The organism is Mitsuokella apri (assembly GCF_051886055.1).
GTDB lineage: Bacteria > Bacillota > Negativicutes > Selenomonadales > Selenomonadaceae > Mitsuokella.
Window position 1 is genome coordinate 1 of record NZ_JBJEXT010000023.1, and the last position, 12,706, is coordinate 12,706.

General features: G+C 56.9%; 12 protein-coding genes. 1 reads left to right on the plus strand and 11 read right to left on the minus strand.

The annotated features are described in order from the left end of the window. Positions 1-107 precede the first annotated feature (107 nt). From ACI4OH_RS02235 to ACI4OH_RS02270, 8 genes are all read right to left on the minus strand, one after another. On the minus strand, positions 108-1,373 hold the full coding sequence (locus ACI4OH_RS02235) for a type II secretion system F family protein (protein ID WP_439784077.1): 1,266 nt from the start codon (positions 1,371-1,373) through the stop codon (positions 108-110). Further along, the gene (locus ACI4OH_RS02240; protein WP_439784078.1) at positions 1,370-2,506 is read right to left on the minus strand and encodes a type IV pilus twitching motility protein PilT; all 1,137 of its coding nucleotides are present in this window, start codon (positions 2,504-2,506) and stop codon (positions 1,370-1,372) included. The genes ACI4OH_RS02235 and ACI4OH_RS02240 overlap by 4 nt, the downstream gene beginning before the upstream one ends. Continuing rightward, a complete protein-coding gene (locus tag ACI4OH_RS02245; RefSeq protein WP_439784079.1) occupies positions 2,496-3,854 on the minus strand; it encodes a GspE/PulE family protein in 1,359 nt (452 codons plus the stop codon). The genes ACI4OH_RS02240 and ACI4OH_RS02245 overlap by 11 nt, the downstream gene beginning before the upstream one ends. Before the next feature lie 331 nt (positions 3,855-4,185). Beyond that, the gene (locus tag ACI4OH_RS02250) at positions 4,186-4,809 is read right to left on the minus strand and encodes a lytic transglycosylase domain-containing protein (protein WP_439784080.1); all 624 of its coding nucleotides are present in this window, start codon (positions 4,807-4,809) and stop codon (positions 4,186-4,188) included. After that, positions 4,790-5,428 carry a dephospho-CoA kinase gene (gene coaE / locus ACI4OH_RS02255; protein ID WP_435721206.1) on the minus strand — a complete coding sequence of 213 codons (639 nt, stop codon included), beginning with the start codon at positions 5,426-5,428 and terminating at the stop codon, positions 4,790-4,792. Before coaE ends, ACI4OH_RS02250 begins: the two co-directional genes overlap by 20 nt. Further along, a complete protein-coding gene (gene mutM, locus ACI4OH_RS02260) occupies positions 5,425-6,291 on the minus strand; it encodes a bifunctional DNA-formamidopyrimidine glycosylase/DNA-(apurinic or apyrimidinic site) lyase (protein ID WP_435721207.1) in 867 nt (288 codons plus the stop codon). Before mutM ends, coaE begins: the two co-directional genes overlap by 4 nt. A gap of 64 nt (positions 6,292-6,355) precedes the next feature. Next, positions 6,356-9,001, minus strand: coding sequence for a DNA polymerase I (polA, locus tag ACI4OH_RS02265; RefSeq protein WP_439784081.1), 2,646 nt, complete (start codon positions 8,999-9,001; stop codon positions 6,356-6,358). Between the two features lie 89 nt (positions 9,002-9,090). Then, on the minus strand, positions 9,091-10,311 hold the full coding sequence (locus ACI4OH_RS02270; protein WP_439784082.1) for a L,D-transpeptidase: 1,221 nt from the start codon (positions 10,309-10,311) through the stop codon (positions 9,091-9,093). A gap of 201 nt (positions 10,312-10,512) precedes the next feature. Between ACI4OH_RS02270 and ACI4OH_RS02275 the strand changes: the two genes are divergently transcribed. Beyond that, a complete protein-coding gene (locus tag ACI4OH_RS02275; protein ID WP_432647628.1) occupies positions 10,513-10,983 on the plus strand; it encodes a heme-degrading domain-containing protein in 471 nt (156 codons plus the stop codon). Positions 10,984-11,067: 84 nt separating this feature from the next. On the opposite strand, the gene hslO is transcribed toward ACI4OH_RS02275, so the two are convergent. The 3 genes from hslO to ACI4OH_RS02290 form a co-directional block, all read right to left on the minus strand. Then, on the minus strand, positions 11,068-11,964 hold the full coding sequence (hslO, locus tag ACI4OH_RS02280) for an Hsp33 family molecular chaperone HslO (RefSeq protein WP_435721210.1): 897 nt from the start codon (positions 11,962-11,964) through the stop codon (positions 11,068-11,070). Between the two features lie 36 nt (positions 11,965-12,000). Continuing rightward, entirely contained in the window at positions 12,001-12,558 is a 558-nt protein-coding gene (gene yfcE / locus ACI4OH_RS02285) for a phosphodiesterase (protein WP_435721211.1), read from the minus strand. Between the two features lie 43 nt (positions 12,559-12,601). Continuing rightward, positions 12,602-12,706: 6,7-dimethyl-8-ribityllumazine synthase (locus ACI4OH_RS02290; RefSeq protein WP_439784083.1), on the minus strand; the 105-nt coding region annotated here is incomplete at its 5' end.

A 12,706-nucleotide genomic window follows, 5' to 3' on the forward strand; every position in this document is an offset into this window, starting at 1 on the left:
TTCGACCACCGCGAGGCCCAGAACGGCGCCTACTACACGCGCCATTACCGCGAGCTCAAGAAAAAACTTCTGAGCAAATAACTTCATATTCTCTTTGCATGGACGTCCTACATCAGGGCGTCCATTGTCGTTAAGAGGGGCAGCATGACGGAGAGCACGAAGAAAAAGACGAGGCCGCCGACGAGTAAAATCAGCAGGGGCTCGGCCAGGGCGCCGAGGCGCGCAGAACGCTGCCTGACGGCAGTATCGGCAAAGGCCGCGGCCCTGCCCATCATCAAAGCGAGCGTGCCCGCTGCCTCACCTGCAGTCAAGAGTTCCGTCAGGATGGCAGGACAGCATTTCTGCTGCTGCAGGCTCAGGGAGAAGGACTTGCCGGACTCCACCTGCCGGCAGATCTGCCGCAGATTTTCGCGCAGCGCAAGATTCGCGGGCACCTTTTCGGCCATATGCAGGGCCGAGAGCAGCGGCAGGCCGTTTTGCAGCATCGTCCCCAAGAGCTCAAAAAGCAGCCGCCACAGGGCGTACTGCTGCAGGGCACCGAAAAAAGGCAGCCGCAGAAACCAGCGGTCAAGGAAAAGCCGACACTTTGGCTGCTGCCACAGGACCAAAAGGGAACACAATGCAGCAGTCAGCAGCATGAGCAGCAAAAGGCCATGTTTCGTAAAAAAATCCATGGCAAAAAGCAGGAAACGCGTGGGCCACGGCAGTTCGACCTGCATATCCTGCAGCAGGCCCGCAAATGTCGGCATGACAAAGACGGCCATGAGCACGATGGCCAGAATGGAAGCTGCAAAAAGCGCGATGGGATAGAGCAAAGACGATTTTAAAGCCTCGCGTGCCTCGTAACGGTGCTCCTCAAAAACCGCCAGTTTCGCAAAAATCGCCGCGAGCGAGCCGCTCTTCTCGCCGGCTTCGACAAAACCGCAGAGAGCAGCCGGAAAAAGCTCCGGATGCTGCCGCAGCATTTCGTGAAACGGCCGGCCTGCCATGATGCCGGAGAGCAGTGCCTGCAGGCTGCGGCGATAAGCAGAATCCCCGCCGGACTGCAAAAGCATCTGCAGGGCCTGATGGATGGGGAGGCCAGTCTGCAGCATGACCGCGAGCTGCCGCACAAAGACGATGCGCAGCCTGCTGTCCAGCCGCCGATGCAAAAATGTCCTGCCAAACGATGACAGCAGCCTGACTTTTTCTGTCCGCGGCTCCTGCTGCCCATAAGAAAAGTTCTCCGCCTCTGTTTCCTTCTGTCTTAGTGAGGCAATCCAAAGCCCCCTTCTGCGTATAAGGCCTGCCGCTTCGCGCTTGTTCCGCGCCTCGACGCAGCCCTCGAAAAACTCGCCGCTGCGGCTGCGCGCTTCATAAATAAAAAAACTCATAGTATTTCTCCTTTGAGGCTGCGCCGCACTTCTTCATAAACAGCAGCGGACAAAAGCCCCTGCTGCCAAAGCCTCTGCAGTGCTAGGCCGCGCGTCTGCATATGTTCCTTTTGATGACTCATCATCGCGCCCTCGAGCTGGCTGTACCGGCCCTGCCGAATCAGGCTGCAGACAGCGGGCTCACGCAGAAGGACCTCGACGAGCGGCACGCGGCCGCCTGTACGCGCCGGCAGGAGCTGCTGCGCGAAAACGGCCGTAAAGACCTCCGCGATTTCCGCCCGCACGATGGGCTGCTGCTCAGGCGGGTAGAAATTCTCCATGCGCCGCACGGCTTCGGCTGCCCCGCGCGTATGCAGCGTGCCGAGCACGAGAAGCCCCGTTTCGGCTGCCTGCAGGGCCGTCGTCATCGTCTCGCGATCGCGTATCTCTCCAACGAGCAAAATATCGGGCATTTCGCGCAGGGCACTGCGCAGAGCGCCGGCAAACGAGGAAAAATCCCGCCCGAGCTCGCGCTGACTGATAAAGCACTTTGCCGGCTGAAAGACGTATTCAATCGGGTCCTCCAGCGTCAGGATATGGGCCGCGCGCCTCTCATTCACGGCCTGCAGAAAGGATGCGAGCGTTGTCGTCTTGCCCGAACCCGTGCTGCCCGTCACGAGCACGAGCCCCCTTTTGGCCTCTAATAAATCATAGAGGGCCGCCGGCGCGTGAATTTCCTGCAGAGAGGGAATTTTTGGCGGCAGGAAGCGCAGGACAAGGGCCAGATGATTCTGCTGCTGATAAAAATTGCCGCGCAGCCTCTGACCAGCAAACGTCAGCGAAAAGTCGACTTCCTGCCCACGTGCCAAGCCCCGCTGCTGTCCGGCGCTCAAAAACGTCTGGGCCAGCTGCTTCATAAAATCATCCTTTAAAAATACATCCTCGAAAGCAGGGGCAGCACCATCGGCCGGCACGTCTGCCTGCGATGCTTCAGCCCCTGCCGGCAAAATATTTTTTTCCAGCAGGCCGTTTCTGCGCAGGAAGGCAGGCTGTCCTGCCGTAAGATAAAGGTCACTGGCCCCATCCTGCATGGCCTTTGCCAGCAGTCTTTGCCAAAGAGTTTGTCCATTTTGTTTCACCGTCTCAGCCGCCATAGAGCACCCTCCTGACTTCCGAAAGCGCCGTGACGCCCTGCCCCGCCTTGCTGATGCCGTCTTCCAGCAGACTCTTCATGCCGCTTTGGCGCGCGAGCTCTTCCATCCTGCGCCGCGGAATGCGCTGCAGGATGCCTTCGCGCACGATATCGTCAGGCACGAGGATTTCTGCGAGCAGGGTACGGCCGAGATAGCCCGTGCCGTGGCAGAGTTCGCAGCCGCAGCTTCTGTAGAATACAGTGTCAGGAGGCAGTTTCGCTGCTTCCGCGCCTTTCCCTGCTTCCTGTTCTGCCAGCAGCAGCAGGGATTCCGCTTCCCTCCTGCCTGCCGGATCCACTTCGCGGCAGTGCGGACAGAGTCTGCGCACAAGGCGCTGTGAAACGATGCCCGCCAGCGTCGCCGCGAGAAGATACGGTGCAATGCCCATCTCGAGCAGCCGGTAGATGACGGCCACCGCATTTTCCGTATGAATGGTCGTCATTAAGAGATGGCCCGTCAGGGCGATGCGCACGGCCATGGCCGCTGTTTCCTCGTCGCGTATTTCGCCGAGCAGGATGCCCGTGACGTCCTGTCGGAGCACGGCGCGCAGTCCCGCAACATACGTCAGGCCGGCCTGCGCGTTGATCTCCACCTGGTTGACGCCTGCAAGAAGCCGTTCGATGGGGTCTTCCAGCGTGACGAGATTGCGGTCGGGCGTATTGAGCTCGGCCAGGGCTGCGTAAAGAGATGAAGTCTTGCCTGAATTCATCGGGCCGCAGAGCACCATCATGCCCGAAGGGCGGTGAATGAGTCCGCGAAATTTCTTTGCATCCTGCGCGGCAAAGCCGAGTTCGTCGATGCTCAGAAGCTTCCCTGACATATTCATCAGGCGCATGACCATGACCTCGCCATGTGCAGCCGGCAGCGACGAAACGCGGATATCGGCGGTGAGTCCCGCTGTCTCGAGGTGAATATGGCCGTCCTGCGGCAGCTGCTTTTTGGCGATATCCATGCCGGCCATGACCTTGAGGCGCGAAACGACGGCCTGCCCGATGATCTCGGGCATCTGCATGACCTCCTGCAGGATGCCGCTGACGCGAAAACGCAGGCGGATGTTCCTCTCCTGCGGTTCGATGTGGATGTCACTGGCCTGCAGCACGGCCGCCTGCTGCAGGATGAAATCCACAAGGCGGATAATGCTCGAAAATGACGGCTCTGCGTTCAGCCCGCCGGCCTGCAGCAGAGATTTTTTCTCCTGTCCCCGCGCTCTTTCCTGCCGGACGGCCGGCGCGCCGCCATAACGCACCTCATGCACGGCTTCGCGCACGAGACTTTGCCAAAGTATTTCCTTTTCTTCCAAGAAAAGCACCCCTTTCGCTCATCTGACCTTCTTTCTTTTTTTGCGTTCTGACTTTTGACACTTTCTGTTCGTTTATATTTGTTGCTATTCGCTTCATTCGTTCTGTTCGTTTCTTACTGCTCATCTTCGCGCTAAAACGCCAAAATCCTTTATTTTCAGAAAAATAAGCAAATGACTTTATCCTCGTGACATACAGGCAAAAATATCCATTCTTTGCTGTAACGATGTAAATCAAAATCAGCGTACAATAAAAAATCCGAGGCATGTTCTGCCCCGGATTTTTATTGCCCGCTGATTTTATTTCATTTCATTTAATTGATTGCTGGTCTTTCTCCGCCTTTTATCCGCCAGCATAGAGCTCCCGATATTTGCGTTCGGTCATCAGGACTTTCCTGACGTATTCGCGCGTTTCCTGATACGGGATGGCATCGATATCGTGGAAATCGGCCGGCCAGCCGTTTTCGCGAATCCATTCCTGCACATTGCCGCGGCCCGCGTTGTAGGCAGCGAGCGCCAAGACGTCATTGCCGTTAAATTCGCGCTGCAGCGAACGCAGATACCAGATGCCGTAGCGGATATTGCGCTCCGGCTCGTGGATGGCATCGATGGAATACGCGTCATCATCGAGCTGGCCCGCAATCCATTCCGCCGTGTCCGGCATGAGCTGCATGAGCCCGATGGCCCCGCGGTGCGAGTGCACGCCGTCCTGAAATTTGCTTTCCGTCTTGATGACGGCCGCCGCGAGATACGGGTCGACATGGTAGCGGTCCGCATACTCCTCGACGGTATCACGGTAAGGGAAAGGGTAAAGATATTGGCGCTGGAACGACTCGGACGACCAGACCATGTAAATGGCAAAAGCCAGGCAGGCCAGGCTGCTGACCAGGATATAAAGGTATTTGCGGCCCGTGCGCCTGCGTGCCTTCTGTACGCGTTCCAAAAAATCAGATTGATGCAGCTGCATGTTTTCCCTTCTCACCTTCTCGCTTTTCTCCTGCTGACTGCTGCCAAAGTTTTACGAGCTGCTGCCGGAGCTCTGCTGTGTTTCCTGTATTATCGATGACGATATCCGCGCGCTTTCTCTTTTCTTCAATAGAAAGCTGCGCTTTGATGCGGTTCATGGCTTCCGTGCGGCCGTAGCCATTCCGGGCCATAAGCCGTGTGAGCTGTACGTTCTCCGGCACATAGACAAGCCAGACTTCATCGAGATGGTTCTGCCAGCCCGACTCAAAGAGCAGCGGGATATCGAGGACCACGGCCGGCAGACCTTCCGCTTCCGCCTGTGCCATCTGCTCCTGCAGGGCTCTGCGGATCAGCGGATGCGATGTTTCATTGAGCCATCGTTTCTCAGCAGGACTTGAAAAGACGAGCCGGCCAATCGCCCTTCTGTCAAGGCGGCCGTCCCGAAAAACGGCCTCAGGGCCGAAGTGGCGGACATACGCCTCGTAAAGAGGCTGTCCTGATGCCGTCAATTCATGCGCCACGGCATCGGCGTCAAGCACGCGCGCCCCGAGCTCCCGCAAAATGGCCGCGGCCGTGCTCTTGCCGCTCGCAATGCCGCCGGTCAGTCCAATGCGCTTCATCTGTCGTCTTCTCCTTCCCGCTTACCCGCGGTCCGACGGGGCTGGCAGTGCGGGCAGAAATGCGTGCCGCGGCCGCCAAGCGTAAATTTCTCAATCCGCGCACCGCAAAGTCGGCAGGGCTCACCCTCGCGGTGATAGACAAAGAGATGCTCCTGATGATGTCCATGACCGCCCTCGCCGTTGCGGTAATCGCGGAACGTCGTGCCGCCGTCCCTCAGGCCATCCTGCAGGACACTGCGCACGGCCTTTTGCAGCCTTTGACATTCCTCCTTCGTCAGGCTCGCCGCCGGGCGTCCCGGAAAAATGCGCGCCCTAAACAAGGCTTCGTCGGCATAGATATTGCCGATACCGGCCACATGGCGCTGGTCTAAAAGAAACGATTTGATGGGCTGTTTCCTGCCCTTGACGGCTGCTTCCAGATAGGCGGGCGAAAAATCCGGTGAAAGGGGCTCCGGTCCCAAAGACGCAAGTCCCCTGATGACCGCATCCTGTTCGTCCGCTCTGAGGCCGTAAAGCCTGCCAAACGTGCGGATATCAGCAAAGACCAAAAGGCCCCCATCCGACAGGGAAAAAATAACCCTCGCATAGGGGTCGTCCGTCCTGCCCGACGGCTCGTAAACGAGGCTGCCCGTCATGCGCAGATGAAAAAACACGCGGCTGCCGCTCTTAAAATGCATGCAGAGGTATTTGCCGCGGCGCGAAAAACTCTCGATGACCTGATTCGTCACGAGCCTGACAAAATCTGCAGGCTCCGGACGCTCGATCTGCTGCGGCCGCAGGATGCTGACATCCTCGATGAGACGTCCGCGCAGGGCAGTATCGAGATAACGGCGGATGACTTCGACCTCTGGCAGTTCCGGCATAACGGCTCCCTCTTCCCAACAAACTTCCCAACAAACAAAATCATAAAAAAGTCATATAAAACGGTTACTTGGCCTCAGCCCAGTTCCTGCCCCAGTGAATGTCGATGACGAGCGGTACGGAAAGTTCGACGACGTGTTCCATCGATTCTTTGAGGATGGACTGGACCGTCTCGAGTTCTTCCTCCCTGACTTCGAGCACGAGTTCATCATGGACCTGTAAGAGGATGCGGCTCTTGACGCCGGCTGCCTGCAGCTTATGATAAGCCGCAATCATCGCGAGTTTGATGACATCGGCCGCCGTGCCCTGAATCGGCGTGTTCATGGCCATGCGCTCGGCGAGCATGCGCTGATTGAAATTGCGGCTCTTGATGGCCGGCAGCTCGCGGCGGCGTCCGAACATCGTCGTGACATAACCCGTCTCATGGGCCTCGGCGACGACCTTGTCCATAAAGTCCCTCACGCCCGGATAACGCTCAAAGTAGCGGCTGATGTATTCGCCCGCTTCTTTGCGCGATATGTGCAGATTGCGCGCGAGGCCGTAGTCGCTGATACCGTAGACAATGCCGAAATTGACGGCCTTGGCATGGCGGCGCAGCTCCGGCGTAACCTCATCAAGAGGAAGGCCAAAGACCTCCGCAGCCGTGCGCGCGTGAATATCCTGATTGCGCCTGAACGCATCGATGAAGCTCTCATCGCCCGACATATGCGCGAGCAGGCGGAGCTCAATCTGCGAATAATCGGCCGAGAGCAGATAATCGTAGCCCTCCCCCGGCTCAAAGAGAGCTCTTATCATGCGGCCTTCTTCCGTGCGCACGGGGATGTTCTGCAGGTTCGGGTCCGAGCTTGAAAGTCTGCCCGTCGCCGTGACCGTCTGGTTAAAGCTCGTGTGCACGCGGCCCGTGTCCTCGCGAATCAGCGCGGAAATGCCGTCAAGATACGTCGATTTGAGCTTGCTCCAGAGGCGGAAGGCAAGAATCTGTTCAATAATTGGATGCTCATCACGCAGACTCTCGAGGACTTCGGCATTCGTCGAGTACCCCGTCTTCGTCTTCTTGCGCGCCGGCAGGCCAAGTTCCTCAAAGAGGACCGTGCCGAGCTGTTTGGGCGAATTGATGTTGAAGGTATGGCCGGCCAGCGTGTAGATATCCTGCTCGATGCCCGTGAGCCTGTCGCCGACTTCCTGTGTCTTCTCGGCAAGATGGGCGCGGTTGACGTAAACGCCGTTCTGTTCCATCGCGGCGAGGACCTCGACAAGAGGCAGCTCGATGGTCTCGAGCAGATGCATGAGCTTTTCCTCCTCGAGTCTTGCACCGAGCAAGGGGTAAAGGCGGCAGAGCGTCACGGCCTCCCATACGGCCTGGCTGTGCGAATCGACAAATTCTTCCGGCGCGGCTTCCTGCAGATACTTCTGCGAGAGCTCCGAAAGATTGTACTTCGAGCGCTCCGGTTCCAGCAGATACGCGGAAAGCTCGATGTCTTCAAAATCCTTATAGGCACGGATGCCCGCCTGATCGTAGCGCTTGAGGCCAAAGACGATGATGCGTTTGTCGGATTCCATGACAGAGAGCAGAGCTTCAAAGGCCTCGCTGCCCTTCCGGACAAAGCCGGCTTTGCTTTCTTTATCGTAAGGACCGGCCACAACGGCCATGCCCTCCAGCGAGGCAAACGGCGCCGCTCCTTTGAAAATACCTGAAACTGCCAGATAAACGGATTTTTCCGCTGCCTTCCGGACATCCTCCGCGCTCCATTCCTCATAGCTGAGGTCAGCGGCTTCGACACTGCTGAGGTCCAGCGTGATTTCCGCCGGTCCAAGAAGGTTCTGGAGATTCTTCCATGCCGTGCGCAGTTCGTGCGCGTCGCAGAAAGACTGCATCTTTTCCATATCTGGCTTAAGTACATAATCGGCCTCGGCAAATGTCAGGTCCGGCACGTGCAGTTCAATTGTCGCGAGCTCCTTTGACAGGCGTGCCTGCTCGGCATACGCCGTCAAACGCTCCTTGAGCTTTTTGCCCGAAATATCATCAATATGCGCGAGAACATTTTCGAGAGAGCCATACTCGAGCAGGAGTTTGGCGGCCGTCTTCGGGCCGACCCCCGGAATGCCCGGGATATTATCGGACGCATCGCCCATAAGGCCCTTGAGGTCAATGAGCTTGATGGGCTCAAAGCCGTATTCTTCCTTGAACACATCCGTATCGTAGGCCTTAATATTGGAAGTACCGCGTTTCGTAAAGAACACGCGCAGGTTCGGCCGCACGAGCTGCAGCGCATCGCGGTCGCCTGTGACGACGAGAACATCATAGTCCTTTGCTGCCGCCTGCGTGGCGAGCGTGCCGATGATGTCATCTGCTTCGTAATTGTCTTTTTCAAGGAAGGGCATGCCCATGCAGTCCGCGAATTCACGCAGCAGCGGCAGCTGCGCGAGGAGCTCTTCCGGTGTCTTGTCGCGCGTGCCCTTGTAGGCCGCATAGCGCTCCGTGCGGAACGTATGGCGGCTTTTATCGAAAGCCAGAGCCATGAGGTCGGGCTTCTGCTCCGTCATGAGCTTCGTCAGCATATTCGAGAAGCCAAAGATGGCGCCGGTTGGCTGCCCGTGCGAGTCATTGAAATCGGGCAGTGCGTAAAAGGCGCGGTAAATCAGGCTGCTGCCATCGAGGACAATGAATCGTTTTTTCTGCTTTTTTTCACCGGCCGCTTGTTCCTGCTTCACATGGAATCCCCCTTTTGCATCTTCTCATTTGAAAAATTGACCGGAACCAGCCTCAAAGCCAGTTCCGGTACATAAAGGCATATTGCCGCTTATTTTGCTTTTGCTTCTGCAGCAGCGGCCTTGACGGTCTTTTCAGCCGTCTTGGCTGCCGTCTCGGCTTTCTCTGCTTTTGTTTCAGCAGTCTTTACATCTTTTGCTGCCTCAGCCGTCGTCTCGGCTTTTGCAGCTTCAGCTGCCTTCGCTTTGTTCTTCAGCGAGAAATTGCCGCTCTTGTCGAGGCCGCCCTCGAGATGATAGAGCGTATCAACATCCTTGGCATCGCAGTAAAGCGTGTCTTTCTTCTGATAGCCTGCAGCTTCGCCGTACGTGCTGATGAGTTTCTTCTCTTCCGGCTTCCAGCCGAGCGACACCTTGTCTGCCTCAGCGAGTTCAACAGCCGGCAGATACGTCATGCCGTTCTGGATGACGGCTTTGCCCTTGAGCTTCTGGCCGTTGACGTAAAGCGGATAAACCTTGGCGACATACGTCGGATTGCCGTCGGAAGCGGCGATTTTCTGCTCGACATCGGCATCGTTTACGAAATCGGCCACGCCGTAGCCAGCGAGCCATTTGTCGACATCAGCGGCCGTGACATTCTGCCAGCCGTAGCCGTCCGGATAGATGTAATAGGCAATCTGGTCATCCGGAGTCTTCTCGACAACGATGCGGTTGTACGTGATCTCGACCGGCGTGCCGACCTCGACCATGTCGTAGATTTTCTCGACATCTTCTTCATGCATGCGGATGCAGCCGTTCGAGACATAGTGGCCGACGGAATCCGGATGGTTCGTGCCATGGATGCCGTAGTTGCCGCCAATGCCGATCCAGCGATAGCCGAGCGGGTTCGACGGGCCGGACGGAATCGAAGCCGAAGCATCGCCCGGGTCCGTCCAGGTCGGGTTGACTTCTTTGTCAATGACCTTGTAATAGCCGGTCGGCGTCGGCGTCGTCGTCTTGCCCGGTCCGATTGGATAGAGCGCAACTTTCTGATTGCCGCGGATGGCAGCGAGCGAACGGGCGGCGAGGTTGATGACGAGTTTATCTGCAAGTTCAACTTTTGCCGGTGCTTCCGTCTTTGCAGCCGTCGTGGCGGCCGGAGCAGCGGCCGTCGTCGCAGTCTTCGCAGCCGTCGTCGTCACGAGCGGCTGACCCGGCTGATTGACGAGCGAAACGACTTCATCCGTCGACTCGGCAGCAAAGACCGTACCAGCAGCACCCGTCATGAGTGCGGCGCTGAGCATGCCAGCGCAAACTTTTTTCCACATAGACATAGTTAAAATCTCTTTTCTTTTGAATTTGTGCCCTACATCCGGCACACTTCTACATACTACCATTTTCACGAGTTTTTTGCAATGAAGGAGTCACATTTCCATTAAAAATTTACAAAAGAAAGATGACAGGATAGTCCTTGACTAATTGTCTGGCATTATTTAAAATTCATAATATAGGTTTTTTTATTTGGAGGGATTGCTATGGATACGTGTGAAGCCCTGCTGCAGCTGGAAAAAGAACTCGTCTTTCCGTCGTTCACGAGCCGCGATGCCCTGAAGCTCGGCCTGCTCTTCGTGCAGATGGCCGAAAAAGAAGGCAAAGGCCCCATCGGCATCAAGATTGAAAAGAACCGCCACGTGCTCTTTTCGCATCTCATGGACGGCACGATGCCGGAAAACGGTCACTGGTACGACCGGAAAAAACGCGTTGTTGACCGCTTTTTTCATTCATCCAAATACGTAGGTGAGATGTTTAAAGCCGACGGCACGACATTTGAAGAAGCGAGCCTGCTCGACCCGGAACAGTTTCAGGCGGTTGGCGGCTCCTTCCCCCTGACGATTGAAGGAGCCGGCGTCGTGGGTTCCATTACCGTCTGCGGCCTTACGAGTGATGAAGACCACGACCTCTGCGTCCGCGGCATCCGCGCTTATCTGCAGCAGCAGAAAGACTGATGTATCATTTACATCAAAAAATAAAAAGTCTCTCCAACAGCCCGCATGAAGACGGGATGCTGGAGAGACTTTTATTTTACAATATCAGTCTTGTGCTTTTTTCTGGCGATTGGCCATGGCTTTGTCGTAGATGGCCTGCAGTTCTTCCTTCGTGAACTGGTATTTCTCGTTGCAGAAATGGCAGCAGACTTCGGCGTGGCCGTCGGCAATCAGGCTCTCAAGGTCCTTCTGGCCGAGGCTTAAGAGAACTTCGCTGATGCGTTCTTTTGAGCACGGGCAGCGGAAGGCGAGGTCCGTCGTCGTCAGATAGTCGACATCGAAGCCCTGCAGGACTTCGGCGATGATGCCCTTCGCGTCGAGGCCCTGCTCGACCATATGCGAGACAGAGTTGACCTTTTTGAGGTTTGCTTCGAGCCTGTCGATGACTTCGCCCGTCGCATCCGGCAGCGGCTGGATGATGAAGCCGCCCGCTGCCAGGCAGCTGAGGTCCGTATTGATGAGCACGCCGAGACCGACGCTCGACGGCGTCTGCTCCGAGACGAACAGATACTTCGTCAAATCGTCGGCAATCTCGCCGTCCGTGATAGCCACGCTGCCCGTGATGGGATTTTTGAGCCCTGTGAAGCGCGTGACCGTGACCATGCCGTTCGTGCCGACACCGTCGCCGACATCGATTTTGCCCTTGCTGTTTAAGGGCAGGTCGACGTGCGGATTGCCGACAGCACCGCGCACAAAGCCCTCAGGCGTCGCGTCGGCCGTGACTTTGCCGAGGGGGCCGTGGCCGTCAAACGTGATGGTCAGGGCTTCCCGATTCTTGAGATTGGCCGCGAGCAGCAGTGCCCCCGTCATCGTGCGGCCGAGGGCCGCCGCAGCGACGGGATAGCAGTCATGGCGGCGGATGGCCTCATTGACGAGGTTCGTCGTGACAGCCGCATAAACGCGCACGCCGTCCGCCACCGCTTTTACGAGATGATCTTTCATAGATTCCTTCCTATATAAAACAGCTTCTTTTAAAATTTAAACATCGAGTTCCATCAGCACGTCCTTCGTATCGATATCGAAGATGCGGATTTTGCCGTTCTCAAGCGTCGCGACCGTATTGCGGCCGTCGGCGCGCTTCGAAAGGGCCGCGGAGCCCGGGTTGAGGAAAATCGTATTGCCGCGCTTCTCGAGTACGGTCTGATGGATGTGGCCGCTGATAAAGAGGTCGGCCTTGAGGTGCTTGGCCATGGCGTCTTTTTCCGCGTCCGTCATGACGGCGTCGCCGTGCGTGACGATGATGCGTTTGCCTTCCCAGACGACATAGGCGTACGGCGCCTCAATCGGCAGCTCGAGGCAGCTCGCATCGACAGAGGAATCGCAGTTGCCCTTGGCGATGACGACAGGAATCTCGCACGCATTGATGCGCTGGACGAGTCCCGCCGGATTGTAGTCCGCTTTCATCGGGTTGCGCGGACCGTGGTAGAGCACATCGCCCGCATGCAGGATGAGGTCTGCGCCCTTGAAAAAACGTTCACAGGCATGCGCCCAGGCCATTTCATGGCCGTGCGTATCGCTGATGATGCCGATTTTCATAAAAATTCCTTCTTTCTGCTGTTCTTTACGAAAAAACAGCGCCTCAGCCGAGTTTCTTCAGGAGATTGGCCATTTCCATAGCCGACATCGCGCCGTCCGCGCCCTTGTTGCCGGCCTTCGTGCCTGCGCGCTCGATGGCCTGCTCGAT

Coding starts and splice junctions, on each gene's coding strand:
- ACI4OH_RS02235 (WP_439784077.1), bottom strand. CDS start 1,373: ATGAGTTTTTTTATTTATGAAGCGCGCAGCCGCAGCGGCGAGTTTTTC.
- ACI4OH_RS02240 (WP_439784078.1), bottom strand. CDS start 2,506: ATGGCGGCTGAGACGGTGAAACAAAATGGACAAACTCTTTGGCAAAGA.
- ACI4OH_RS02250 (WP_439784080.1), bottom strand. CDS start 4,809: ATGCAGCTGCATCAATCTGATTTTTTGGAACGCGTACAGAAGGCACGC.
- coaE (WP_435721206.1), bottom strand. CDS start 5,428: ATGAAGCGCATTGGACTGACCGGCGGCATTGCGAGCGGCAAGAGCACG.
- mutM (WP_435721207.1), bottom strand. CDS start 6,291: ATGCCGGAACTGCCAGAGGTCGAAGTCATCCGCCGTTATCTCGATACT.
- ACI4OH_RS02270 (WP_439784082.1), bottom strand. CDS start 10,311: ATGTCTATGTGGAAAAAAGTTTGCGCTGGCATGCTCAGCGCCGCACTC.
- ACI4OH_RS02275 (WP_432647628.1), top strand. CDS start 10,513: ATGGATACGTGTGAAGCCCTGCTGCAGCTGGAAAAAGAACTCGTCTTT.
- hslO (WP_435721210.1), bottom strand. CDS start 11,964: ATGAAAGATCATCTCGTAAAAGCGGTGGCGGACGGCGTGCGCGTTTAT.
- yfcE (WP_435721211.1), bottom strand. CDS start 12,558: ATGAAAATCGGCATCATCAGCGATACGCACGGCCATGAAATGGCCTGG.